19 protein-coding genes and 1 tRNA gene are annotated in these 25071 nt (G+C 72.2%); 4 read left to right on the forward strand and 16 right to left on the reverse strand.

The window, feature by feature from the left end; all coding sequences use genetic code 11:
• Nucleotides 1-481: 481 nt before the first annotated feature.
• Nucleotides 482-1183 (reverse strand): YsnF/AvaK domain-containing protein, encoded by a 702-nt coding sequence (locus AB0H28_RS13275; RefSeq protein ID WP_358038297.1) that lies wholly within the window; start codon nucleotides 1181-1183, stop codon nucleotides 482-484.
• 256 nt (nucleotides 1184-1439) lie between these two features.
• On the opposite strand from AB0H28_RS13275, the gene AB0H28_RS13280 reads away from it, so the two are divergent.
• Complete coding sequence (locus tag AB0H28_RS13280) at nucleotides 1440-1685, forward strand: DUF6289 family protein (RefSeq protein ID WP_358038300.1); 246 nt, start codon at nucleotides 1440-1442, stop codon at nucleotides 1683-1685.
• Nucleotides 1686-1865: 180 nt separating this feature from the next.
• On the opposite strand, the gene AB0H28_RS13285 is transcribed toward AB0H28_RS13280, so the two are convergent.
• Both AB0H28_RS13285 and AB0H28_RS13290 read right to left on the reverse strand, forming a co-directional pair.
• Nucleotides 1866-5135 (reverse strand): DEAD/DEAH box helicase, encoded by a 3270-nt coding sequence (locus AB0H28_RS13285; RefSeq protein WP_358038303.1) that lies wholly within the window; start codon nucleotides 5133-5135, stop codon nucleotides 1866-1868.
• A gap of 343 nt (nucleotides 5136-5478) precedes the next feature.
• A tRNA-Thr gene (locus AB0H28_RS13290) sits at nucleotides 5479-5552 on the reverse strand.
• Nucleotides 5553-5556: 4 nt separating this feature from the next.
• On the opposite strand from AB0H28_RS13290, the gene AB0H28_RS13295 reads away from it, so the two are divergent.
• Nucleotides 5557-7422 carry a metallophosphoesterase gene (locus AB0H28_RS13295; RefSeq protein WP_358038306.1) on the forward strand — a complete coding sequence of 622 codons (1866 nt, stop codon included), beginning with the start codon at nucleotides 5557-5559 and terminating at the stop codon, nucleotides 7420-7422.
• 102 nt (nucleotides 7423-7524) lie between these two features.
• Here the strand turns inward: AB0H28_RS13295 and ricT are convergent, their stop codons facing one another.
• The 6 genes from ricT to tmk form a co-directional block, all read right to left on the reverse strand.
• Nucleotides 7525-8367, reverse strand: coding sequence for a regulatory iron-sulfur-containing complex subunit RicT (gene ricT / locus AB0H28_RS13300; RefSeq protein ID WP_358038309.1), 843 nt, complete (start codon nucleotides 8365-8367; stop codon nucleotides 7525-7527).
• 261 nt (nucleotides 8368-8628) lie between these two features.
• Complete coding sequence (locus tag AB0H28_RS13305; RefSeq protein ID WP_358038312.1) at nucleotides 8629-9297, reverse strand: hypothetical protein; 669 nt, start codon at nucleotides 9295-9297, stop codon at nucleotides 8629-8631.
• A complete protein-coding gene (locus AB0H28_RS13310) occupies nucleotides 9297-9602 on the reverse strand; it encodes a hypothetical protein (RefSeq protein ID WP_358038315.1) in 306 nt (101 codons plus the stop codon). The genes AB0H28_RS13305 and AB0H28_RS13310 overlap by 1 nt, the downstream gene beginning before the upstream one ends.
• 1 nt (nucleotide 9603) lies before the next feature.
• Nucleotides 9604-9933: a YbaB/EbfC family nucleoid-associated protein gene (locus AB0H28_RS13315; protein WP_358038318.1), complete on the reverse strand. Its 330-nt coding sequence runs from the start codon at nucleotides 9931-9933 to the stop codon at nucleotides 9604-9606.
• Nucleotides 9934-10088: 155 nt separating this feature from the next.
• The gene (locus tag AB0H28_RS13320; RefSeq protein ID WP_358038321.1) at nucleotides 10089-11402 is read right to left on the reverse strand and encodes a DNA polymerase III subunit delta'; all 1314 of its coding nucleotides are present in this window, start codon (nucleotides 11400-11402) and stop codon (nucleotides 10089-10091) included.
• Nucleotides 11399-13501 carry a dTMP kinase gene (tmk, locus tag AB0H28_RS13325; RefSeq protein ID WP_358039011.1) on the reverse strand — a complete coding sequence of 701 codons (2103 nt, stop codon included), beginning with the start codon at nucleotides 13499-13501 and terminating at the stop codon, nucleotides 11399-11401. Before tmk ends, AB0H28_RS13320 begins: the two co-directional genes overlap by 4 nt.
• 271 nt (nucleotides 13502-13772) lie before the next feature.
• On the opposite strand from tmk, the gene AB0H28_RS13330 reads away from it, so the two are divergent.
• The gene (locus AB0H28_RS13330) at nucleotides 13773-14981 is read left to right on the forward strand and encodes an amino acid deaminase/aldolase (RefSeq protein WP_358038324.1); all 1209 of its coding nucleotides are present in this window, start codon (nucleotides 13773-13775) and stop codon (nucleotides 14979-14981) included.
• A gap of 54 nt (nucleotides 14982-15035) precedes the next feature.
• Here the strand turns inward: AB0H28_RS13330 and AB0H28_RS13335 are convergent, their stop codons facing one another.
• Complete coding sequence (locus AB0H28_RS13335) at nucleotides 15036-15611, reverse strand: TetR/AcrR family transcriptional regulator (protein WP_358039014.1); 576 nt, start codon at nucleotides 15609-15611, stop codon at nucleotides 15036-15038.
• A gap of 228 nt (nucleotides 15612-15839) precedes the next feature.
• Here AB0H28_RS13335 and AB0H28_RS13340 point away from each other — a divergent pair, with 228 nt between their 5' ends.
• Nucleotides 15840-17147 carry a D-arabinono-1,4-lactone oxidase gene (locus AB0H28_RS13340; protein WP_358038327.1) on the forward strand — a complete coding sequence of 436 codons (1308 nt, stop codon included), beginning with the start codon at nucleotides 15840-15842 and terminating at the stop codon, nucleotides 17145-17147.
• A 55-nt stretch (nucleotides 17148-17202) separates the two neighbouring features.
• Here AB0H28_RS13340 and topA read toward each other — a convergent pair whose 3' ends face one another.
• The 6 genes from topA to AB0H28_RS13370 all read right to left on the reverse strand — a co-directional run bounded on the left by topA (nucleotide 17203) and on the right by AB0H28_RS13370 (nucleotide 25013).
• On the reverse strand, nucleotides 17203-20019 hold the full coding sequence (topA, locus tag AB0H28_RS13345; RefSeq protein ID WP_358038330.1) for a type I DNA topoisomerase: 2817 nt from the start codon (nucleotides 20017-20019) through the stop codon (nucleotides 17203-17205).
• A 340-nt stretch (nucleotides 20020-20359) separates the two neighbouring features.
• Nucleotides 20360-20959, reverse strand: a complete 600-nt coding sequence (locus AB0H28_RS13350; RefSeq protein ID WP_358038333.1) for a hypothetical protein — start codon at nucleotides 20957-20959, stop codon at nucleotides 20360-20362.
• Nucleotides 20950-21489, reverse strand: coding sequence for a hypothetical protein (locus tag AB0H28_RS13355; RefSeq protein WP_358038336.1), 540 nt, complete (start codon nucleotides 21487-21489; stop codon nucleotides 20950-20952). The genes AB0H28_RS13350 and AB0H28_RS13355 overlap by 10 nt, the downstream gene beginning before the upstream one ends.
• A gap of 96 nt (nucleotides 21490-21585) precedes the next feature.
• Nucleotides 21586-23934 (reverse strand): sodium-translocating pyrophosphatase, encoded by a 2349-nt coding sequence (locus AB0H28_RS13360; protein ID WP_358038339.1) that lies wholly within the window; start codon nucleotides 23932-23934, stop codon nucleotides 21586-21588.
• 291 nt (nucleotides 23935-24225) lie between these two features.
• Nucleotides 24226-24663 carry an ATP-binding protein gene (locus AB0H28_RS13365; protein ID WP_181571355.1) on the reverse strand — a complete coding sequence of 146 codons (438 nt, stop codon included), beginning with the start codon at nucleotides 24661-24663 and terminating at the stop codon, nucleotides 24226-24228.
• Complete coding sequence (locus AB0H28_RS13370; protein WP_358038342.1) at nucleotides 24663-25013, reverse strand: STAS domain-containing protein; 351 nt, start codon at nucleotides 25011-25013, stop codon at nucleotides 24663-24665. Before AB0H28_RS13370 ends, AB0H28_RS13365 begins: the two co-directional genes overlap by 1 nt.
• Nucleotides 25014-25071 lie beyond the last annotated feature (58 nt).

Consider the following 25071-nt stretch of genomic DNA (forward strand, 5'->3'; position numbering starts at 1 on the left):
GCGGGATCGGACCCGCCTGAAACGGCAGGCCGAGAGCCAGTTGCCCCGTTGAGCCGGCCTGGAGGGCGGTGCCGGAACACTGTCGTTCCGCCTTTCCAGGCCGCTCTCCGAACCTAGGGCGCCATTGCCCGGGGCGCCGGGCTTCCAGGTCCGCCGCCGCATGCGCGGGCGATCTCGGCCGCACGGCATGAGGGCCAGGGCGCTCGACTCAACGGGGCGTGCGTCCCATTGCTATTGGTGCAACAGACTCATTCGGGGCGGATATCCACTGAAGCCATGAACAGGCCCTGAAGCTAAATTTGTGGCCGTCGCGCCATCGGCAAGTTCATCGGCATCTTCGACAAACGGAGCTGCACCACCACCCAAATAGTTGGCGCACCGGACTGAATGGGCGCGTAGCGATTCAAGCTGAGCCTGATGGGCGGACAGGCCGTGGTGGCCCATCCGCCATCTGGCATCTACGCGCGGAACGTCTCGGCCCTTACCGCCGGCGGCGGCTGGTTTCCGGAATGCTCGCCTCGATTTCCTCGTGGCGGACCTGTTCGTCGATCGGCTGGTCCTCGACGACCTCGTTCTTTGCCAGGCGGACCCGCTCGACCGGCACCTGATCCTTCGCGACCACCGGATGCTCGGCCCGCAGCGGCATCTCCTGCTGCGCCTCCCCGATCTCGCCGGGTACGCTGCCCGCGTCCGCGGCGGTGATTGGCTCGCGCTCGACGTATACCTCGTCGTGCTCGACCGGCACGATCGTGTGCACGTTCTCGGTCACCACGTTCTTGTGCAGTACCGCCTTGCCCGCAGGCTCGCTTTCCGTGCCGACCCGCAGCCGTTCCTCGGAGCGGATCAGCTCGTCGCGGGCCTGTGGCGTCTGCTGGGGCTGCATGCGGTAGTGCGCGTACAGCTGTGCGGTCTGTTCGGCGGTCAACGGTCTGTCGCTGCCAGGTTTGACGCTCGGGGCGCTCTGCACGGTCGCCCTGTCGTAGGCGACCGTCAGCGTCCCCTTCTGCACCTGCCCGTTGACGAGCGGGGCCATGGGCTCAGAGCCACCGCCGGTTTGCACGCTCACCCAGGCCGGGTGGCCCGCGGTGGCCCACACCTGCCGGACCTTGCCGATCTTGGCACCCGACTTGTCCTGGACGTCCTGGCCGTACAGCGAACGCACCTGCTGTTCAGTGAGTTGCACGGGTCGTCCCCCTCTCGCGTGTCACCGCCCGTGTACCCGACGAGCCCTCGGACATTCGCCGCCCCGGGGCCCCACCCGACGCGATCGAGCGGACCACGTCAGCCGCGATGTGTGGGAGCCCAGGCCGGCCGGCGGGGCGCGCTGAGGCTTGGCATGTCGCCACCTCCGATCCCAGGACGTGCTTGCGGCCACAACGACGATTGAATATGTTCGATGCCGAAGGTTCGCCTCGACCCCGATCCGTGAGAGGGATGTCATGATTCGCCGTGCGATCGCAGTCACCGTCGTTGCCCTGGGTGCGTCCGCTGTCATGCCGGCTGCACCGGCTCAGGCGCGGTTTTGCATGCCCGATCACCAGTGCACGACCTACTACTATTCGGATTCGTCGCATAGCACCCAGGTAGGCAGCCTCTACGAGGAATGTGATGGATCCCGGTACAGCTCCGGTCGTCGCACGGGCTACTTCACCTTCTCAGAAATTCCCTGCGGCAGTCCCAGGTGACGTCGCCGACGGCGTGCGGGTTCCGCCGGTACCGCCCGTAGAGAGCCGGGCGCTCGCCCGTCGAGCAGCGGATAACTGGCGAGGATCCGGGCGTGCAGGTGCCGCGCGGGGCGTATCTGAGCGCCAAGGCCAGTTCCGGCGACCATCGCCTGGCGGCCGGAGGATCGACCTCGGAGCCGATCAGTCGAGCAGGCTGCGGATGTCGGCGGCGGTCAGTTCGGCGGAGGCGAACTCGCCGCCGTCGAGGACGCTACTGAACAACTCGGCCTTCCTGGCTTGTAGCGCCATCACCTTCTCCTCGATGGTGTCCTTGGCAACCAGGCGGTAGACCATGACCTTCCGCGTCTGGCCGATGCGGTGAACACGGTCGACCGCCTGGGCTTCGGTCGCCGGGTTCCACCACGGGTCCAGCAGGATGCAGTAGTCGGCCTCGGTCAAGTTCAGCCCGAAGCCGCCCGACTTGAGGCTGACCAGGAAGGCCGGCGCCGTTCCGTTCTTGAAGTCGGCGATGACCTCCGCCCGCCGCCGTGTCTTGCCGTCGAGATAGCAGCAGGCGACGCCGGCCTCCTCGAGGCGTCGCCGGGCGGTGGTCAGGAAACGGGTGAACTGGCTGAAGATGAGAACCCGGTGCCCCTCCGCGGCGAGATTGGTGACCTGGTCGCAGAGCGCGTCGAGTTTCGTCGACGCGATGGCGTGGTGTTTCGGGTCGACCAGGGTCAGGTCCAGGCTGGCCTGGCGCAGCAGGGTCAGCGAGCGAAAGATCTCGAAGCGGTTCTTCTGCATGTCGCCGAGCAGGCCGAGGACTTTCTGTCGTTCCCGCTGCAGATAGGTCTGGTACATCCGGCGATGCTTGGGGTTCAGATCCAGTTCGATGACCTGTTCCTGCTTTGCCGGCAGCTCGGTGACCACCTCAGCCTTGCGACGGCGCAGCATGAGCGGGCGAATCCGGCGACGCAGTTGCGCGAGCCGCTCGTCGTCGTGCTCCTTCTCGATCGGCCGGCGGTAGTAGTCGGTGAAACGGTCGAGCCGGGGCAGCAGGCCGGGCGCGGTGATGGAGAGCAGTGCCCAGAGCTCGGCCAGGTTGTTCTCCATCGGTGTGCCGGTGATCGCGAGCTTGAAGGCGGCTGGCAACTGCTTCGCGCACCGGTAGGTCTGCGACGCAGGGTTCTTGACGAACTGCGCCTCGTCGAGGATCAGCCCGGTCCACGGCAACGCCGCGTAGTCGTCGTACTCGAGCCGGAGCAGCGTGTACGACGTGACCACGACGTGCGATCCGGTGACCGTCTGTTCCAGCGTGCCGGCCCGGCGCGCGCCGGTCTGAACGATGGGGGTGACGGTGAGATGCGGGGCGAAGCGCGCCGCCTCGTGAGCCCAGTTGCTGACGACACTGGCGGGGGCAACCACCAGGAACGGGGCATCGGCGGGCGCCTGCGCGACGGCGCGGCAGATCAGGGCCAGCGCCTGCACCGTCTTGCCCAGCCCCATGTCGTCGGCCAGCACCCCGCCGAGACCATGCCGGTGCAGGGTGGCAAGCCATCGGAAGCCTTCCAGCTGATATGGCCGTAGGCTGGCGTCCAGCCCCACCTGTGGCGGATCGGCGGGACCAGCCTTCGCGTCGCTGAGCGTGCGCACGGACTCCTGCCAGACCGCCGCCTGACCGGTGACCTCGCCCAACTCGGACAGCTCCTGCCACAGCCCCGCCTGAAAGCGTCCGACCCGCAGCACACCCGGCGGGGCGTCCTCCAACTCACGGGACTCCGCTATCAGGTCGCGCAGCTGCCGGAACTCTGGCTGCTCCAGCCGGAAATAGCGACCGCTGGGCAGGATCATGAACTCCTGTTCGGCGGCGAGCGCGAGGAACAGCCCTTCGAAGCCGACCTGCTCTCCATCGACGGTGACCCGGACGGACAGGTCGAACCAGTCCTGCGTGCCGGCGCTGGCTTCGGTCGCACCCGCAAACGACACCACCGGCGCTTCCTGCGTCTCGACATACTCCGGAACGTCGTCATACGGCTGGACGGCCACGTCGACGCCGTCCATCTCGGCGAGTCGGGGAAGCACGTCGCGTACGAGCCGCAGCATCGCGTCATCGGCGACGACGGCGTGCTCCAGCAGCCGCCGGCCGGCTGGGTACGGCTCGGTCAGCCCGGACGCCGGGTCCGCCACCAGCGCCGTGACGCGTTGCAACGTCGCGGTCCGGTCGGGGTCGTCGTGCACACCGGCGTGCAGCGGCTCCACCTGGCGTTCCGAACCGACGGCGGCCGCCCACTCCCAGGACAACGACATACGGTGATCCGGTAGCGGCCGCACCGACAGCGTCAGCGTCGCCTTCCCGAGCTCAGGTAGACCCACCGTCTCGTCGGCCGGCACCACATCGGCCTGGCGGACGAGCCCCGGATAGTACTGCCGCAGGAACCGAGGCTCTTCGGCGGCGGGAACGACGATCTCTGGCGCAGCAAGCGCCTCCATGGCCCGCGGATGCAGGGGTCTCGCCAGGGGCGCGAGCCGCAGGGTACCCGGATCGGTCGAGGAACCCGGCCCCGTCGTACCCCACCAGGCAACGCCGTGCGCCGGCCGCCCGACCACGATCATCTTCTCGGGATCGATCGTCCCCGCATCGTCGCTCAGTGCCGGACGTAGCCGCAGGCCCGCAGCGGCTCGATCGGCCCGCACCGAGAACCGCACCGGCCCTGCCGAGACCTGAACCGGTGACGCGGCCCGGCCGCTCTGCACCAGGGGCAGGCCCGCCTCCCGTGCCTCGGCCAGAACGTCCCACACCCGCCGGCTACGAAACTCATCCAGATACACGACGCGCTGGCCCGAGCCGTAGTAGCGGTATGCGTACGGGTCGCTTCCCTCGTCGTCCGCCAGCGCGAGCAACTCCGTCAAGAGATTGACGTGATGCTGCGTGTGCGGTGAATCGGGAACGTACCCGAAGCCGAGGGTCCCCCATGAGACACCGCTCCGGATCCAGCCTCTCTTACCGGGCACGACCGGCCGGAGCGCGATCCGCCACCTTCCCCGGCCGTCACCGTCCTCGAGCTCGAACTGCAACGCCAGTTCCGCAGAACCTGGCACGACGGCCGGGCTGTCCACGTTGACCAGACCAGCCAACGCCAGCTCCCACGACGACGCCGGCTCCGGTCTGGACGCCTCGGAGGTGCAGACGATCAACGCCAAGGCAGCCGGATGCGCACACACCGGAGCCGCCGAGCACGTGCACGTGCCGCTGATGCTCTTGAGCGCACCGCCGGCGCCGACGACGACCGACACCGTCACCCAACCAGATCTCTCACCCTGTACGGCAGCCCGCCCGCAGCCGGAACGCGGGTCCCAGCTCACCTCGGCCAGCGCGCCGCTCGCCACCAGCGAACGAGCCTGCACAAACGATCTGACCCCGACGGCCTCACACACCGCCGCCTCATCAGCCGTCAGCACCAGCCGCCCCACAAGGAACCTCCGCCAGGTCGGTGATCGGACACCCACGCTACCGAGTGACCAGACGCCACCGACGCAGGCGCCATCCACCCGAGAAACCGGGACCACAGTCCGCGCCCGGCCGGGGAACCTCTGGCCCGGCTGAACGACGTGACCAACAACCCTGCCCGAACTGTGTCCGGACCTCACGCCTCGTCCGCGATGCACCGTCGCCGCCGGTCGGCCGCGCTCGCACGACGTCCCGATCTGACTCCGTCCAGCCGACACCAGAGGCCGTTTTCGGGGGGTGACTCAAATCCTCATCGATGCAAACGATGCCCTGACCAGCTTCTCCGCTGGTCAGGGCATCACACCGAGCCGCCTGACGGAATCGAACCGTCGACCTACGCATTACGAGTGCGTCGCTCTAGCCGACTGAGCTAAGGCGGCAACGATGGCCAAGTGTACGGCACGTGCCGCCCGGAGCCGAACGGGATCCCCGTCGTCCGGAACCGGACAGCGGGGCAGGAGAGGCCCCGCCACGGGAGAGACTTCCCGCCCGTCGCGGACTACCCTGCGGCGGGTGAGCGACGACCACGTACCGCCCCGCCAGCCGGATCCCGAGACGCGCCCGGGTGAGCGGGCCAGCTGCCGGCCGCACAGCCTGGACCCGCTGGAGCTGGGTTTCACCCCCCGTCGGCCGGTCCCCTGGCTCGCGCCGATGCTGCTGATCAGCACCGGCCTGCGGACGCTGCTGGCCATGCTGTTCGGGGCTTACCTGGACAAGCGGGAACTTCAGAACGCCTTCGACGACGACACGTTCCGGCAGGTGGGTCCGGACGGCGGGCTCTGGTTGGACTACGTGGCCGACCTGGGCGACGGTTTCGACGCCACCTACTCGATCGCCTACCTCCTGGCGCAGCCGGAGCTGACCGTGGACGGGCACCGGCTGCCCCGGGCGCAGACGCTGGTGATGGGCGGTGACCAGGTCTATCCGGCGGCCGGCTACGAGGCGTACGAGGACCGGTGCAAGGGCCCGTACCAGGCCGCGCTGCCGGTCGCCCCGCCGGAGCGCCCGACGCTCTTCGCGGTGCCGGGCAACCACGACTGGTACGACGGCTTGACCGCGTTCCTACGCCTGTTCGTGCGTTCCCGGGACCGCCACTTCGCCGGCTGGGGCACCGGCCAGTCCCGCTCGTACTTCGCCATCGAACTGCCGGCCGGCTGGTGGCTGCTGGGCCTGGACGACCAGTCCGGTTCGTACCTGGACGATCCGCAGCTCACCTACTTCGACGCGGTGGCCCGCAAGCTCACCCCGCAATCCCGGGTGATCCTGGCGGTGCCGGCGCCGACGTGGGTGAAGGCCGCCGAGCACCCCAACGCGTACGACTCGGTCGACTACTTCATCCGCACCATCGTGGCGCCCACCGGGGCGCAGGTCCGGGTGCTGGTCTCCGGCGACCTGCACCACTACGCCCGGTACGCGGGCCCGGAGCGGCAGCTCATCACCTGCGGCGGCGGTGGCGCCTACCTCTACCCCACGCACCGTCTGCCGGAGCGGCTGGAGGTGCCGCCGCGGGACACGCTGACCCGGCGGGCCAGCCGCACCCGCGCGTACGACCTGGCCGCGCGTTATCCGGAGAAGACACGCTCCCGCCGGTACGGCTGGGGGATCTTCGGCCGGCTGCCGTTCCGCAACCCGGGTTTCACGACGCTGTTGGGCACTCTGCACACGCTGCTCATGCTGGCCATGGCCGGGGTGGCGGCGCAGCGGGCCGACTCCACCGCGCAGCGGCTGTTCAGCGTTCCGCTGGTGGGGATGCTCGTGGTGACGCTGCTGGGCGCGGCGTTCTTCGCCAAGCCGCCCAGCGCGGGTGGGAAACGGCACGCCCGGCACTGGATCCTCGGGGTGGCGCACGGGCTGGCCCACGTGGCGCTGGCCGCCGGGGGGACGTGGCTCTGGCTGCACCTGCCGTTCTACGAGTGGCCGTGGCCGTTGCCGGCGGTCGCGGCGGTGGTGCTGTACGGCCCGGTCAGCGGCCTGGTCGCCAGCCAGTTGGTGGCGCTCTATCTGCTGGTGGCGGGCGGGTTCGGGGTGAACTTGAACGAGCTGTTCGCCGCTCAGGGCATCGAGGACTCGAAGGCGTTCCTCCGGTTCCGGTTCGACCCCGACGGCACCCTGACGATCTATCCGATCGCCCTGGACCGGGTCTCCCACGCCTGGCGCCTGAACCCCGACGACTCCCCCACCGCCTCCTGGCTGACCCCCGAGGCTCCGCTGACCCCCCGCCTGGCCGAACCCCCCATCACCCTCCGCTGACCCCACCCCACCCTCACGACGGGATGGCGCTGTTTCCCGGAAAGAGTGCTTATCCGGCCGCCCATAGGCCCTCTTTCCGGGAAACAGCGCAGCCCTTCGCGGTCAGGAGGGGTTGTAGTGCTGGTCGTGGGACTGGCGGGGGGCGCAGACGGAGGCGCGGCTGCACTGGCAGCGGGAGCCGTCGGCGTCGAGGCGGACCGTGACGGCGTCGCGCGGGACGCTGTGGCCCACCACCTTGCCCTCGCCACGAGGCGTGTCCACGCGGGTGCCGACCGCCGGGGCGGACTCCTGGAACCGCTGGTAGAGCGGATGCTCGTATTTGAGGCAGCACATCAGCCGCCCGCACGCGCCGGAGATGCGCAGCGGGTTGAGCGGCAGATCCTGGTCCTTCGCCATCCGGATGGTCACCGGCTCGAAGTCGGTGAGGAAGGTCGCGCAGCACAGGTCGCGCCCGCACGAGCCGATGCCGCCCTGCACCCGCGCCGAGTCGCGGGCGGAGAGCTGCCGCAGCTCGACCCGGCAGTGCAGGGTCGCGCCCAGGTCGCGGACGAGGGAACGGAAGTCCACCCGGTGCGGCGCGGTGAAGTAGATCGTGGTGCGGTCGCTGCCGCTGTCCGGCGTGCCGAGGACGTGGTCGACGGCGACCACCTTCATCGGCAGGCCGTGCTCGCGGATCAGCCGCTTGGCGGCCACCTTGGCGTCGGCCTTACGCCGGCGCAGCACCTCGTCGCGGCGCAGGTCGTCGTCGCCGGCCGGGCCGGCCAGCTTCGGGAAACCGTCGGTGTCCTCGGCGACCCACTGCGCGGCCCAGACGCACTCGGCCACCTCGGGGCCCTCGTCGGTGGGCACCAGCACCCGGTCGCCCACCTGCGGACGCAACTCGCCCGGGTCGAGGTAGTAGAGGCGCCCGTACCGGTTGAAGCTGACCGCGCAGAGCATGCCCATGCGCCTACCCTACGCGGATCCGCGCGCGCGGACGCCGTACCGGTCGCCGACCGGTCACCCCGCGCAGCGATCCATCTCGATCCGCCCGGCCGAAGCGACCCCCGCCCCTCGCCCGGACGGCTGAAACCTGGGCCGCCCCCGGGACAAACGCCGACGGACCGCGTTGAGTGAAGGCATACCTGCGGGGGGTGCAGGGGAAGGCCACGGCGTCGCCCGCCGGTGCCCGGCCACGGCCGGACCGACGTGCGACGCCGTGGACCGTCAATAGCCGATCCGGGTGGTGCCGCCGTAGCGCGGGGCGGCGACGATCCGGTCCCGCCAGGTCGTCTCGGCCAGACTCGGCCCCCACTGCCGCAGCAGCGTCTCGGCGCCGTCGTAGGCCACCCCGAGCACACCGAGCAGCCGGGTGGCGATCTCGGCCGCCGCCGCGGCGCCCACCGGCCCCGCCTCGACCCCGGGCCGCGCCGCGGCGTGCACGGTGACCGCCTCGGCCGAGCCGAGCACCTCGGCGAGCGCCCGCGCCAGCGCCGCCCGGCTGCTCTCCACCCAACCGGCCAGCGCGTCCGCGTAGCCCGCGGTCGACTCCAGCCGGCCGACCAGGCTCTCCGGCCCCTCGTCGAGATGCCGGAGCAGGGCGGTGCGGGCATCGTCGTAGGCCGAGGCGGCCGGCCCCGACCAGGCGACCTGGTCGGCGAGGACGGCGGCGGCGTCGTCGTAACCCCGGACGAGCCGGCGCACGGCGTGGCCGGCGCCGGTCAGCGGCGCGGGATGCAGTTCGAGGAACTCGCGCACGGCCGCGCCGGGGAGCACCTGCATCCGGCGCAGCAGCGGCCACAGCCGGTGCCCCTCGGGCGCGCCGGCGGCGAGCAGCGCGTCGACGCGGGTGAGCAGGTCGAGGCCCGGCTCGGCGAGACGGTCCAGCGCGTCCATCAGGCCTCCCGGGCCAGCCGGCGCGCCACCGCGTCGTCGGCCGCCGCGTAGCGCTCGGCGGCGCTGCGCAGCGCCGCCGCGGCGGCGGACAGCCGGTTGGCGGCGGCCTGCGCCTCCCGCGCCCGGTCGGCGGTGGCGACGGTCCACTGCCGGTGCAGGGCACGCCCCACCTCGCCGGGCCGGCCGGCGGCGTGCGCGCCGAACGCCGGGTGCGGCGGGTCGGTGGCGGTCACCGTGCGGGCCAGCGTCGCGAGCGTGGCGGAGGCGTCGTCGAGGCGGGCGGCCAGCGCGCGCAGCGATTCCATGTCAGGCTCCCGCCAGCGGCCGGTAGGCCGCGAAGGTCTCGTTGTGCAGCTTCTCCCGCGCCCACTGCGCCGCGTCGGCGGCGGCGGTCACCGCGGCCTGCACCGAGCCGGCCACGTCGCGCGGGTTGCGCTGGTGCAGCGGGCCGAGGAAGCGGACGTCGGTGATCCGCCCGCCGGCCGTGACCACCACCTCGACCAGGCCGTCGGGTGAGCGGACGGTGACCTCCACGGTGGCGACCGCCTGGTCGAACTCGGCCTGGAGCGCCTCGATGCGGCGGTAGCGCCGCACCGCCTCCTCGATCCAGGCCTCGTCGATCTCCCCCCGCGCCATCGGCGCACTCCTCCCGGCCGGTCGGCGCCGCCGGCCCCACCCCGACGCCACCCTCACTGAGCGTGCCGCCCTGGTCACCACGGCATCACCGGGGACCGTACCGCACGTCAATCGCGCGTGTCGATGCCCTGTGGACAGCGTGCGGGCGGCGGGTTTCAGCCCCGCCAGAGCGAGAGCATCATCGCCTCGACCGCGATCCGCGGCTTGACGTTCGCCTCGATCGCCGCCCGGCACTCCAGCACCGCCTCCAGGCGGCGCAGCGAGCCCTCGGCGTCCCACCGCTGCGCGCCGGCCGCGGCCGTCGTCGCGGTGTCGGTGTGCACCGGGGCGACCGGCGCCCGCAGCGCCATGGTGAGCGCGTCCCGGTAGAAGCCGGCCAGGTCGACCAGGGCACGGTCGAGCGCGTCCCGCTGGGCCCGGGTGGCCCGCGACTTCTGCCGCTTCTCCAGCTCCTTGAGCTGGCCGGCGGCGCCCCGCATGGCGCCGGCCGCGCCCCGGCCGGTGCCGCCGGCGCCGAGCGCGGTCTGCAGCGCCGCCCGCTCCGCCTCGTCGGACTCCGCGACCGAGGCGGCGGCCTCCGCCTCGGCGGCCTCGATCAGCGCCGAGGCGGCGTCGAACGCCGCGCCCACGCCGGTGAGCCGGCGCGGCACGGCGAGCACGGCCTCCCGCCGCTGCCGGGCCTCCGGGTCCCGGGCCAGCCGCCGGGCCCGACCGACGTGCCCCTGGGCGGCCGACGCCGCCCACCGCGCCACGTCGGGGGCGATGCCGTCCCGCCGGACGAGCACCTCGGCCACCGCGCCGGCCGGCGGCTGCCGCAGCGGCACCACCCGGCACCGCGACCGGATGGTCACCGAGACGTCGTCCGGGTGGGTGGACGGGGCGCAGAGCAGGAAGACGGTACGCGGGGGCGGCTCCTCGATCGCCTTGAGCAGCGCGTTGCCGGCGGCCTCGGTGAGCCGGTCGGCGTCCTCGATGATCACGATCTGCCAGCGGCCGCCGGAGGGCGTGCTCGCCGCCCGCAGCACCAGCGCGCGCATCTCGCCGACGCCGATGGAGAGCCCCTCGGGCACCACCAGCCGCACGTCGGCGTGGGTGCCGGCCAGGGCGGTGTGGCAGCCGGGGCAGTGCCCGCAGCCGGTGCCGTGCGCGCACTGGAGGGCGGCGGCGAACGCGCGGGCGGCCACCGAGCGGCCGGAGCCGGGCGGCCCGGTGAAGATCCAGGCGTGCGTCATCCCGGCGCCCGGGTCGGCCTCGACCGCTGCCGCCCCGCCCGGGCCGCCGTTCGAGCCGCCGGGCCCATCGAACTCCTCGGCGAGCGCGTCGAGGTCGTCGTACCCGCCGGCCGGTGCACCCGCGCGGGCCGCCACGGGCGTGCCGGGCCGCAGCAGCGCGGCGGCCGAGGCGGCGGCCCGTCGCAGCGTGGCCACCGCCTCGTCCTGCCCGACCAGGTCGCCGAAGACGTCGGTCATCTTCGGCGTCGCTCCATCGTCACCAGCTCCGATTCGGATAACTCAGGCTGGACCGAGGTGTCCGGGCCCTGCGCCGGGCGCGGGTGCACGATCCCGGCCGGGTCGACGAGGAACTCGTCCACCCGGCGCGCGACCGCGTCGGCGATCTCCTCGACCGGGCGCGAGGCGTCGAGCACCAGGTAACGCTTCGGGTCACCGGCGGCCAGGTCGAGGAAGGCGTAGCGGACCCGTTCGTGGAACGCCACCGACTCGGCCTCCAGCCGGTCGGTGCCCTCGCGGCGGGCCGCCACCCGGCTCAGCCCGGTGCGCGGATCGACGTCGAGCAGGACCACCAGGTCGGGCTTGAGGCCGCCGGTGGCCCAGGAGGACAGCCAGGAGACCTCGTCCACCGGCAGCGTCCGGCCGGCCCCCTGGTAGGCCAGGGACGAGTCGACGTAGCGGTCGCTGATCACCACGGCGCCCCGGACCAGCGCCGGACGGACCACGGTGGCCACGTGGTGGGCCCGGTCGGCGGCGTAGAGCAACGCCTCGGCGCGCGGCGACGGCGCGTCGGCGGCGGCGGTGCCCAGCACCAGCGAGCGGATCCGCTCACCGACCCCAGTGGCGCCCGGCTCCCGGGTGACGACCACGTCCCGGCCGCCGGCGCGCAGCCGCTCGGCGAGCGCGGCGAGCTGGGTCGACTTGCCGGCGCCCTCGCCGCCCTCGAAGACCACGAACAGGCCGGACGAGACGAACGGCTCGGCCGGCATCAGCGGGCGACCCCGGATCGAGCCCCACAGGTCGGCGAGGACCGGCACGCCCTTCTTGTCGTCCATCTGGCCGAACGCGCTGATTCCGGCGAAGATGCCGGCCGCGCCGGCGGCGAGCAGCAGCAGCCGGGTCGAGGAGATGGAGATGCCCAGGTCGGCGATGGTGAGCTGGCGGGAGCCGCCGACGCCGACCAGGAGGCTGCTCAACGCGATGGCCAGGATCAGCACGAGCCGGGTGCCGATCTGCACCACCGCGAACACCCGGCCGCGCACCTCGTCGGCGACCTCGCCGCCGAGCAGCGTGGTGCCGGCCAGGAACGCCATGCCCGCGCCGGCCCCGACCAGGATCGCGCCGACGATGGCCATGGACAGGTGGATGGCGAACGCGAGCACCAGCACGGAGGCGCTGGCCAGCACGATGCTCATGCCGAACCAGCGGCGCCGGGACATGTCCCGTACGACCATCGGTCCGAGCCCGATGCCGAGCGCCAGGCCGACGAAGATCGCGCCGAAGAGCAGCGAGAACGCGGCGTCACCGGCACCGAGCGAGTTGGCGAAGAACTTGCCCGTGCCGACCACGATGCCGCCGCCGGCGAACGCGCCGAAGATGCCGAGCACCAGGCCACGGACCAGCGGCGTCTGGCCGATGAACTTCCAGCCGTCGGCGAACTGGCGGAACATGCTCTGCTCGGTGCGCTCCGCCTCGCCGCGCTGCGCCTCGCTGATCTCCTTGATCCCGAACGCCACCACGAGCGCGGTGGCCAGCCGGGAGAAGGCGTTGAACCAGAGCGCGAGCTGGGCCGGCTCGGCCCAGTCGGGCAGATTGCCGCCGACGGTGGCGGGCACCCCGCGGGTCAGCACGGCCAGCGCGATGGCCGCCGCCACCGGCGTGAGCCCGTACGTGGTGATCAGCGTGAGCTGGTTGGCCGCCTCCAGCCGGGTGCGCGGGATCAGGTTGGGGACCGCGGCCTCCTTGGCCGGGATCCACATCAACGTGATCGACTCGATCAGGAAGGTGGCGATCAGCGCCCAGCCGACCACCAGGCCACCGGCCGCGCCGGTGAGCGCGTAGAGCGGGATCGACGCGAAGAGAACGAAGCGCAGCAGGTCACAGATGACCATCGTCCACCGGCGGTCGAACCGGTCGGCGAAGACGCCCGCCACCGGCCCGAGCACGAGCGCCGGCAACAGCCGGATCGCGGTCACGCCGCCGAAGGCCGCGCCCTTGGCGGTGCTGCCGGACACCTGCGAGGCGGCGAAGAGCGCGGTGGCGAGCAGGCCGAGCCAGTCGCCGAAGGAGGCCGCGCTGAGCACGATCCACAGCCGGCGGAACGGCCGGATGCGCAGCACCGCGCGGATCGCGGCGGCACCGGACCGGTCGGCCGGTGTGCCGGGCGACGACACGCCGGGCGACTCGCCGTTCTTCTGGCTTTCGATGGCCGTACCTCCACGTGCCGGCCCAGGTCTGGGCCTCCCCGGTGGAACACTCTAGTCGCGCGAAGCGCACCGCCTCCCGCGACATTCGCCTGCTCGCCGAGCCTAGGCCGCCGGAGCCACCGCCCGCAGCCCGGACAGACGCGAGGGTATTTCGCATTGCCGTCCCGACAGTTAGCGTGCAGACGTGGCCATCGACCGTGCCGAACTTCGCGATCGTCTCGACCGGGCGACCGCCCACCTCGACCCGCCGTACGCGGTGGTCGACGTCTCCGCGTTCGACGCGAACGCCGCCGCGCTGACCGCCCGCGCCGGCGGCAAGCCGCTGCGGGTGGCGAGCAAGTCCGTGCGGGTCCGCGAGCTGCTCACCCGGGCGCTCGGACGCCCCGGCTGGCACGGTGTGATGGCCTTCACCCTGCCCGAGGCGCTCTGGCTGGCCCGCGGCGGCATCGCCGACGACGTGCTGGTCGCCTACCCGACCGCGCACCGGGAGGCGCTCGCCGAACTGGCCGCCGACCCGGCCCGCGCCGAGACGATAACCCTGATGGTCGACGACGCCGGGCAGCTCGACCTGATCGACCGGGTCTGCCCGCCCGGGCACCGGCCCGCGCTACGGGTCTGCCTCGACCTGGACGCCTCCTGGCGACCGTTGCGGGGCCGGGTGCACGTGGGGGTGCGTCGCTCGCCGGTGCACAGCGCCCGGGCGGCCGGCACGCTCGCCGCCGCCGTCACCGGCCGCCCGGGCTTCCGGCTGGTCGGTCTGATGTCGTACGAGGCACAGATCGCCGGTCTCGGCGACGCCCCACCCGGGCAGGCGGTCGTCGGTTCCGCGATCCGGGTCGCCCAGCGCGGGTCGTACCGGGAACTGCTGGCCCGCCGCTCGGCCGCGGTCGCCGCGGTCCGCGAGCACGCCGACCTGGAGTTCGTCAACGGCGGCGGCACCGGCAGCGTGGCCGCCACCAGCGCCGACCCGGCGGTCACCGAGATCACCGCCGGGTCCGGGCTGTACGGGCCGACGTTGTTCGACGCGTACCGCGCCTGGCGGCCGACCCCGGCGGCGTTCTTCGCCTGCGCGGTGGTCCGCCGGCCGGCGCCCGGGCTGGCCACCGTGCTCGGCGGCGGCTGGATCGCCTCCGGCCCGGCGGCGGCCAGCCGGCTGCCCCGGCCCTGGCTGCCGGCCGGGCTGACGCTGCTCGGGGCGGAGGGCGCGGGCGAGGTGCAGACCCCGCTCGCCGGCGACGCGGCCGACGCGCTGCGGGTCGGCGACCGGGTGTGGTTCCGCCACGCCAAGGCGGGCGAGGTGTGCGAGCACGTCAACGAGGTGCACCTGGTCGACGGCGACACGGTGGTCGCGACCGCGGCCACCTACCGGGGCGAGGGCCGGGCCTTCCTCTGAACTGACGACGGCGGGTTCCGGCGCATGCGCAGAACCCGCCGCCCGGCGTGCCGCTCAGCCCTGCTGCGCGGCCTCCACCGGGGCGTTGACCTGCCGGTGCAGGTATTCCCGGATCAGCGCCTTCGCCTCGATGAGCACCCGCTCGTCGCCCTCGGCCCGGCGCCGGAACGCGAGCTTGATCAGGGCGTCTGCGGCCTCGACCGCGACCTCCAGGTGGAACCGCAGGTCGGGCACCCCGGCCAGACCGAACCGCTCGGTGAGCACGCGGGCGAGTTGCTCCGCGATCACCCCGTTGTTGTCCCGCTGGTCGTCCAACAGGTGCAGGTCGACCACGTCGCCGAAGTGCAGGGTACGGAAACCGGGCACCGTGCGGTGCATCGAGATGTACTCGTCGATCGCCGCGTCGACCCCGTCCCACCAGTGGGTCAGGTCGTCCGAGGCGAAACGCTCGTCGAGCCGCTGGAGGTAGGACTCCATGGTCCGCAGGGTCAGCGCCTGCACGATCGCCCGCTTGTCCGGAAAGAACTGGTAGACCGACCCGATCGCCACCTCGGCACGCTCGGCGAGCAGGGTCGTGGTCAAGCCCTCGTACCCCACCTCGTCGACGAGCTCGGCGCAGGCGTCCAGCATCCGCTGGACCCGCGCGACACTTCGACCCTGCACCGGTACCCGACGCAGCGGCCCGGTCGTGGCGGCTGGTGTGGACACTCGGCGCCACCCCCCTTCGACGGATGAACATATCTGCACGTCACGAGTCTGTGACTACCGGTACAACGAGCGGGGCTCGATTGCGGTATTTACCAGGCACAACGTTCCTGATATGAATTCAGTTCATATTCATGTCGAGGAGCGTTCGCCATGGCCGGTCCCCCCACCGCCTGGTCCAACTGGGCCGGCAACCAACACAGCACCGCGCTGGTCACCGAGCGCCCCCGCACTGTCGAAGAGGTGGCCGAGGCGGTCCGCCGGGCGAGCGCGGCCGGCCGGACCGTCCGGGCGATCGGCAGCGGCCACTCCTTCACCGCCACCGCCGTCGCCGACGGGCACCGGCTCGACCTCGCCGACCTGGCCACCGACGTCACCGTCGACGTGGCGCGTCGCCTGGTCACCGTACCGGCCGGGATGACCCTGCACACGCTCAACGACCTGCTCGCCGGGCACGGGCTGGCGATGCCCAACCTCGGCGACATCGACGCGCAGACCATCGCCGGCGCGCTCTCCACCGGCACCCACGGCACCGGCGCGAAACTCGGCTGCCTCTCCGCGTTCGTGACCGGGCTGACGCTCGTCACCGGCACCGGCGAGGTGCTGCGCTGCTCCGCCGACGAGCACCGCGACGTCTTCGACGCCGCCCGGGTCGGGCTCGGCGCGGTCGGCGTGCTCGTCGAGGTCACCCTGCGCTGCGTGGACGCCTTCGTGCTCCGTGCCCACGAACGGCCCGCCGCGCTCGCCGAGGTGCTCGACGACCTGCCCGGCCTCTACGAACGGCACGACCACGCCGAGTTCTACTGGTTCCCCTACACCGACCGGGTGCAGGTCAAGGCCAACGACCGGGTACCCGCCGACGACCGGCCGCTGCCCCGCTGGCGCGGCTGGCTCGACGACGAGTTCCTCGCCAACACCGTCTTCGCCGGGGCCTGCCGGCTCGGCCGGGCCGTGCCCGCCCTCGCGCCCGGCATCAGCGCCGTCTCCGCCCGGGCGCTCACCGAACGCACCTACACCGGCCGCTCCGACCTGGTCTTCTGCACCCCGCGCCGGGTCCGCTTCGTGGAGATGGAGTACGGACTGCCGCGCGACGCGCTGCCCGACGCGCTTGCCGAACTGCGCCGGATCGTGGACCGGCTGCCGTTCAAGGTGCTCTTCCCGGTCGAGGTGCGGTTCACCGCCGCCGACGACATCTGGCTCTCCCACTCCTACGGGCGCGACTCCGCCTATGTCGCGATCCACCAGTACGTGGGCATGCCGTACGAGCCGTACTTCCGCGCGTTCGAGCAGGTGGCGACCGAGCTGAGCGGCCGGCCGCACTGGGGCAAGCTGCACTGGCGCGACGCCGAGTCGCTCGCCACCGCCTACCCGAGATTCGCCGACTTCCGGTCCCTGCGCACCCGCCTCGACCCGAACAACGTCTTCGGAAACCGCTATCTGACCCAGGTCCTCGGCTCCTGACGAGATCTTGGAAGATGACGGCCCTCCTGGGGGCCGTCCGCTTCCAAGATCTCGGTCACTCCTTCGGGGTTGCGGTCGCCTTCTTCGGAGCCGCCTTCTTCGCCGGGGTCTTCTTGGCCGCCGTGGCCTTGGCGGCGGCGGTGGTCTTCTTCGCCGCGGCGGTCGTCTTCTTCGTTGCGCCGGCCTTCTTGGCGGGGGCGGCCTTCTTGGTGGCCTTCTTCTTCGGCGCCGGGCCCTTCGCCCGCTTCTCGGCGAGCATCTCGGACGCCTCCTCCAGCGTCAGCGCCTCCGGCGTCTGCGCGCGCCGCAACGACGCGTTGAACTCGCCGTCGGTCACGTACGGGCCGAAGCGCCCATCCTTGATCACCAGCGGCTTCTCGGTGAGCGGGTCGACGCCCATCTCCCGCAGCGGCGGCGCGGCGGCCCGGCGCTGGCGCGTCTTCGGGGCGGCCAGCAGGGCCAGCGCCTCGTCCAGCGTGACGGTGAACATCTTGTCTTCCGAGTCCAGCGAGCGGAACTCGTCACCGCGCTTGACGTACGGGCCGTAGCGGCCGTTGTTGGCGAAGACCTCGACGCCGTCCGGGGCCACGCCCACCAGCCGGGGCAGGCTGAGCAGCCGCAACGCCTGGTCCAGGGTGAGGCTGTCCGGCGACTGCGAGCGCAGCAGCGACGACTTCCGCTCGCCGCTGGCCACGTACGGGCCGAAGCGGCCGGACTTGAGCAGGATCGGCTCGCCGGTCGACGGGTCGTCGCCGAGCTTGCGCTCGCCGCCGCCACCGAGGAACAGCTCGTGCACCTTCTCCGGGGTCAGCTCGTCGGGGGCCAGGCCCTCCGGGATCGGCGCCCGGTCGCCCGGCGAGCCGCCCTCCTCGCCCTCACCCGAGCCCGCAACGGCGCCCGGCACCGCCCGTTGCAGGTAGGGCCCGTACCGGCCGACCCGGACGACGACCTCGCGCCCCTCGTCGTCGGTGTGCAGCGGGATCGAGTTGACGCTGCGCGCATCGATCTCGCTGAGGTTCTCGGTGACCAGCTTCTTCAGCCCGCCGGCGTGCGCGATGGCCTGGTCGCCGGCGCCGTTGGCGCTGCCGAAGTAGAAGGAGGTGAGGAAGTCGACCGCGGCGTGGTCACCGCCGGCGATCTCGTCCAGCTCGTTCTCCATGCTGGCGGTGAAGTCGTAGTCGATCAGGCGCGGGTAGTGCCGCTCCATCAGCCCGATCACCGCGAACGCCAGGAACGTCGGGATCATCGCCTGGCCGCGCTTGTTGACGTACCCCCGGTCCTGGATGGTCTGCATGATCGAGGCGTACGTGGACGGGCGGCCGATGCCCAGCTCCTCCAGCGCCTTGACGAGCGACGCCTCGGTGTAACGCGACGGCGGCTGGGTGTGGTGGCCCTGCGCGGCCAGCTCGTCGGCGGTCAGCGGCTGGTCCTTGACCAGCGTGGGCAGCCGCCGCTCGGCGTCCTCCGCCTCGGCGTTCTCGTCGTCGCTCGACTCGACGTACGCCCGCAGGAAGCCCGGGTCGGTGATGGTCTTGCCGGTGGCGCCGAAGTCGACCTCCTCCTGGGCGGAGGAGATGGCCCGGATCCGCACCGACACGCTGGAGCCGACCGCGTCGGTCATCTGCGAGGCGATGGTGCGCCGCCAGATCAGCTCGTAGAGCTTGAACTCCTCGCCGGACAGCTCCTTGGCCACGTCGCCAGGGGTGCGGAAGTTGTCCCCCGCCGGGCGGATCGCCTCGTGCGCCTCCTGCGCGTTCTTCACCTTGCCGGTGTAGCGGCGCGGCTCCGGCGGCACGCTGCGCTCGCCGTACAGCTCGACGATCTGCCGGCGGGCCGCCGCGATGGCGGTCTCCGACAGGTTCACCGAGTCGGTACGCATGTAGGTGATGTAGCCGTTCTCGTAGAGCCGCTGCGCGGTGCGCATCGTCTGCTGGGACGAGAACCGCAGCTTGCGGGCCGCCTCCTGCTGGAGCGTGGAGGTGATGAACGGCGCGTACGGGCGGCGGCGGTAGGGCTTCTCCTCGACCCGGGTGACCGTGAACGGCCGGTCCGCCAGGCGGGCCGCCAGCCCGCGGGCCCCGCCCTCGTCGAGGTGGACGACACCGGCGCCGGCGCGAACGCGGCCCGTGGTCGGCTCGAAGTCCTTGCCGGTGGCGATCCGGTCGCCGTTCAGCGCGACGAGGGTGGCGTTGAAGGTGCGCGGCCCCTCGCCCGGCTTCGCCACCGCCAGGGTGGCCAGGATGTCCCAGTATTCGGCGGTGCGGAACGCCATCCGCTGGCGTTCCCGCTCGACCACGATCCGGGTCGCCACGGACTGCACCCGGCCCGCCGAGAGCTTCGGCATGACCTTCTTCCACAGCACGGGGGAGACCTCGTAGCCGTAGAGCCGGTCGAGGATGCGCCGGGCCTCCTGGGCGTCGACGAGGTCGCGGTCGATCTCCCGGGGGTTGGCCACCGCGGCCTGGATGGCCGGCTTGGTGATCTCGTGGAAGACCATCCGCTTGACCGGCACCTTGGGCTTGAGCGTCTCCACCAGGTGCCAGGCGATCGCCTCGCCCTCGCGGTCCTCATCCGTGGCCAGGAAGATCTCGTCGACCTCCTTGGCCAGCTTCACCAGCTTGCTGATCTGCTGCCGGCGGTCGGCGGAGACGACGTAGAGCGCGTGGAAGCCGTTGTCGACGTCGACGCCGAGCCGTGCCCACGGCTCACCCTTGTACTTGGCCGGCACGTCGGCGGCGTTGCGGGGCAGGTCCCGGACGTGGCCGAAGCTGGCCTCCACGACGTACCCCGGGCCGAGGTAGCCCGAGATCGTCTTGGCCTTCGCCGGTGACTCGACGATGACCAGACGGGTGGTTCCAGCGTTGCTCGGCACGTCTCTCCCCGACCTCACTCCCACGCCATGCCCGTTTCGGGCCGTTCCGCACCGTCCGGGCCACCGGTGGCCCGGACGTCCAACGTAACGCGCCGTCCACGCTCCGGGTTTCGTGGGCGGCAAACCGGCCGCCTCCACCGGCGACCGCCAGCCGACCCTGCCGGACGGCGCCACCGTACACCGTGGGTAGGGCGCCGAGCGGGTCACTGTGACGATCGCGCGCCCGCCGCCGGAGGTGTCAGCCGTCGTTTCCTGCGGGAAACCCGCCGGAGCGGGTGTCCGTGATCGGACAGGCGGTCCGATCGCCCGGCCGGTCAGCCCGGCCGGTCAGCCCGGCCGGTCAGCCCGGCCAGTCGGCGACCGGCGCGGCCGGCGGCCGTTCCCCCACCAACTCGGCGAGCCGGGTCACCCGCCGCCCACCGATCCGGTACGCGGGCCCGCCCTCGTCCGGCTCGACGAACGCGGCCGGCAGCCCCACCACGGCCAGCGCGGCGCGCACCGCCGGCCAGTTCGGCTCGTCACCGGGGCCGAGCCGGAGCCGGAACCCGGCCGGCTCGGCCGTACCGGCGGCGGCCACCCAGAGCCGCAGCCGCCGCCCGTCGAGGTGGAACCGGGCGGGTGGCCGCTTCGCCGTGCCCCGCAGCCAGGCCCGCGCGAGCGGGGCCAGCGTGGTCGCGTACGCGGTGCGCACCCGGTGCCGGCCGTCCTCGGTCGGCTCCCAGCTCGCCGGCACCCCCCGGGCGCCCAGCTCGGCCACCAGCGCGTGCACCCGCCAGGCCGCGTCCACCACCACCGAGATCCGCGCCGTGCCGCCCATCCGCACCACCTCCCCCGGCCCGGCGAGCAGGCCGGCGAGATCCGCCAGCGACGGATCGGCCGCCTCGGTGGAGAACAGCGAGGGCTGGCGGGCCGGGTTCTCCGAGGGTGGCGTCAGCGACACTCCGGGACCTCGTCGAAGGCCTGTTTGAGTTCCGGTGAGTTGAGCTTGCTGGTGTCCAGCGCGCTCGCGTCGTACTCCTTGTTCAGCGTGTCCACGGCGGCGCGCACGCCGTCGTAGAACGGGCCGGCCCGGGCGGTGTCCAGCCCGTCGATGGTGGCCCGGGCCCGCCCGTAGGCGTCGCGCATCTTGCCCAGCGAGCCCCGGAACCCGGCCGACACCTCGGTGCCGCGCTCGACCTCCGGCACGCCCGCCTCCTCGACCTTGCGCCGGGCCGTCTCGCTGGCCTGTTCGGCCCCGGCGAAGAGCCGCACCAGGTTCTCCTTGGCCTGCGCCGGCGTGGTCTGCGCGGTCATCTGCTGCTGGGTGCTGCTGGTCAGCTTGGAGATCTCCGCGCGCCACGGGCTGAGCGCCTGGCAGACCGAGGCGGCCCAGGCCCGCGGGCTGGGGCCGCCGCAGCCGGCGACGACGAGGGCCAGCGTGGCCAGGACCACCGTGAGCTTTCCGGCGGTTGCCGCCCGGCACGTACGCATGCGATGCAGCGTACGACCTCCGGGTGGAACCGACACCGGTCAGGTTTCGGGCGGTTCCCGGCCGGCCGGCGGCCGGCCGGGAACCGTCACGGCCGGTCAGGCGTTGACCGTCTCCGGGTGCTGGTCCGGGGTGCCGGCGCCGCTGTCCGAGTCGTCCATCGCCACGCCCTTGCGCTTGCTGAACACCACGGCCGCCACGATGATCAACGCGGCCACCACGGCGATCGTGATCCGCAGCGGGGTGTTCCGGTCGTCGCCCACGCTCCAGGCCACCACGGCCGGGGCGATCAGCAGCGAGACCAGGTTCATCACCTTGATCAGCGGGTTGATGGCCGGGCCGGCGGTGTCCTTGAACGGGTCGCCGACCGTGTCGCCGATGACTGTCGCGGCGTGCGACTCGGAACCCTTGCCGCCGTACGCGCCGTCCTCGACCAGCTTCTTGCCGTTGTCCCAGGCGCCGCCGGAGTTGGCCAGGAAGACCGCCATCAGCGTGCCCGCGCCGATCGCGCCGGCCAGGTAGGAGGCCAGCGCGCCCGGGCCGAGGCCGAAGCCGACCGCGATCGGGGCCAGGATGGCCAGCAGGCCGGGGGTCATCAGCTCGCGCTGCGCGTCCCGGGTGCAGATGTCGACGACCTTGCCGTACTCGGGCCGCTGGGTGCGGTCCATGATGCCGGGCAGTTCGCGGAACTGCCGGCGTACCTCCATCACCACGGCGCCGGCGGAGCGGGAGACCGCGTTGATGGCCAGGCCGGAGAAGAGGAAGACCACCGCCGCGCCGATGATCAGGCCGACCAGGTTGCGCGGGTTGGCCACGTTCAGCGCGTTGAGGATCTCGGTGCCGACGTCGCCCACCCCGGCGTCGGAGTACGACGAGCGCAGCGTGTCGGTGTACGAGCCGAACAGCGCGGTCGCGGCCAGCACCGCGGTGGCGATCGCGATGCCCTTGGTGATCGCCTTGGTGGTGTTGCCGACCGCGTCCAGCTCGGTCAGCGTCCGCGCGCCGTGCTCGTCGATGTCGCCGGACATCTCGGCCACGCCCTGGGCGTTGTCGGAGATCGGCCCGAACGTGTCCATCGCGACGATGACGCCGACGGTGGTGAGCAGGCCGGTGCCGGCCAGCGCGACCGCGAACAGCGACAGCGTGATCGAGCTGCCGCCGAGCAGGAACGCGCCGAACACGCCGGCGCCGATCAGCAGCGCCGAGTAGACCGCCGACTCCAGGCCGACGCTGATGCCGGCCAGGATGACGGTGGCGGCGCCGGTCTGCGAGCTCTTGCCGATGTCCTGCACCGGGCGCTTGTTGGTCTCGGTGAAGTAGCCGGTGAGCGCCTGGATGGCGGCGGCCAGCACGATGCCGATCACGACCGCGCCGATGGCCACCAGCCGCGGGTTGCGGTCCACGTCGGTCAGCCCGCCCTCCAGTTCCCCGAAGGTGGCCGGCAGGTAGGCGAACGCGGCGACCGCCACCAGCACCGCGGAGATCACCGCGGAGAGGTAGAAGGCCCGGTTGATCGCGGTGAGGCCGTTGCGGTCGCTGGTGCGCAGCCGGGTGATGAACACGCCGACGATGGCGACCAGCACGCCGATGGTGGAGATGATCAGCGGGAAGACCAGGCCGTCCTCGCCGAACGCGGCCCGGCCCAGGATCAGCGCGGCGACCAGCGTGACCGCGTACGACTCGAAGAGGTCGGCGGCCATGCCGGCGCAGTCACCAACGTTGTCGCCCACGTTGTCGGCGATGGTCGCGGCGTTGCGCGGGTCGTCCTCCGGGATGCCCTGCTCGACCTTGCCGACGAGGTCGGCGCCGACGTCGGCGGCCTTGGTGAAGATGCCGCCACCGACCCGCATGAACATGGCGAGCAGCGCGGCGCCGAAGCCGAAGCCCTCCAGCACGGTCGGGGCGTCACCCCGGAACAGGATGACGACCAACGCCGCGCCGAACAGGCCCAGGCCGACGGTGAGGAAGCCGACCACGCCACCGGTGCGGAAGGCGATCTTCATGGCGCCCTCGCGCCCGCCTTCGCGCTCGCGGGCGGCGGCGGCGACCCGCAGGTTGGCGCGGGTGGCCAGCCACATGCCGGCGCCGCCGATGAACGCGCTGAACAGCGCGCCCACCACGAAGAACGCCGACCGGCCGATCTTCACCAGGGTCTGGTTGCCGTCGGTGTCGTGCACCGGCAGCAGGAACAGCAGCACGACGGCGATCACCACGAAGATCGCCAGGGTGCGGAACTGCCGCAGCAGGTACGCCGACGCGCCCTCCTGCACCGCCCCGGAGATCTCCTGCATGTTTGTGGTTCCCGTACCGGCTGCCAGTACCGCCTTGGTCAAGGCGGCGGCGAAGACGAGCGCCACCAGCGCGATGACCGCGGCGATGACGACGTACGTCACGTTGGCTCCGGTAAGGGACAGTGCGCCGCCGTCGGCGGCCAAGGTCCCGGACATCTGTGTCCTCCTGTACCGAACACTCGCGTCGGCTCGTGGAGACGCACGGGCCGACGCCTGGGATGCGAACTCGCAAGCGCGCCAACGCTCGTTCCCGCTGGCTGCGGAGGCGGATCACTTGCTGACAACCCGGGTACTGTAGCCGTCCGGCGTGGTGAGGGTCACACCGAGGGGGCACCGTGTCTCGATGATCTTCGTAACTGTGTTATACGAAGATATCTGATATATAGGGCGGCCGACACGACGAGGCCGCGCTCCCCACCGGGGAACGCGGCCTACGGGGAAGGACGGTCAGGCGCGGCCGGCCGGCCAGGCCATCCGGACCTCGGTGCCGACGCCCTCGTCGACCGGGCGGACCTGAAGATCCTCCACGAAACCGGCGAGCAGGGCGAACCCCACGCCGGTGGTCAGCGCGTCCTCGCTGAGCGACTCCTTCGCCAACTCGTCCGGGCCGAGCGCGGCCAGCCCCAGGCCCGCCTCGATCGGGGCCCGGTCCACCACCCGCACCGTGTACGACCCGCCGTCGGACATCTCCACGTACACCGGTTCCGCCAGCCCGTACTGCCGGTGCAGCGCGACCGCCCGGGTGCACGCCTCACCGATGGCCAGACGCACCTCGTCCAGCAGGTCCTCGCGCACGCCGGCCCGCCGGGCCACCGCCACCCCGACCAGACGGGCGGTGCGGACGTGGACCGGAGCCGGCGAGAAGGAGAGCTTGACGGTGGCCATCACGCGCCGGCGGAGTCGGCGGCGATCGCCGCGTCGACCGTCGGATGCAGCGGGAAGACCTGGTCCAGGGCGGTGATCCGGAAGATCTTGAGCAGCGGCTCCTTGTCGCAGACCAGGGCGAAGGAGCCACCGGCCGACCGCAGCCGCTTGAGCGCGCCGACCAGCACGCCGAGCCCGGTCGAGTCGAGGAAGTCCACCCGACCCAGGTCCACCACCACGTGGTGGGCCCCGCCGTCGATCAGCTCGATGAGCCGTTCCCGCAGGCGAGGGGCGGTGTAGACGTCCACCTCACCACCGACGGAGAGCACCGTGTGCTCCCCCACGGCGTGGGTCGCCAGCGACAGCTCCATCGGCCCCTCCTCGGTAAACTCTCCTGGGCATCTAACCATCCCCCGGGCGACCGCTTCG

The organism is Micromonospora sp. NPDC050980 (assembly GCF_040653835.1).
In the GTDB taxonomy this organism is placed as follows: domain Bacteria; phylum Actinomycetota; class Actinomycetes; order Mycobacteriales; family Micromonosporaceae; genus Micromonospora.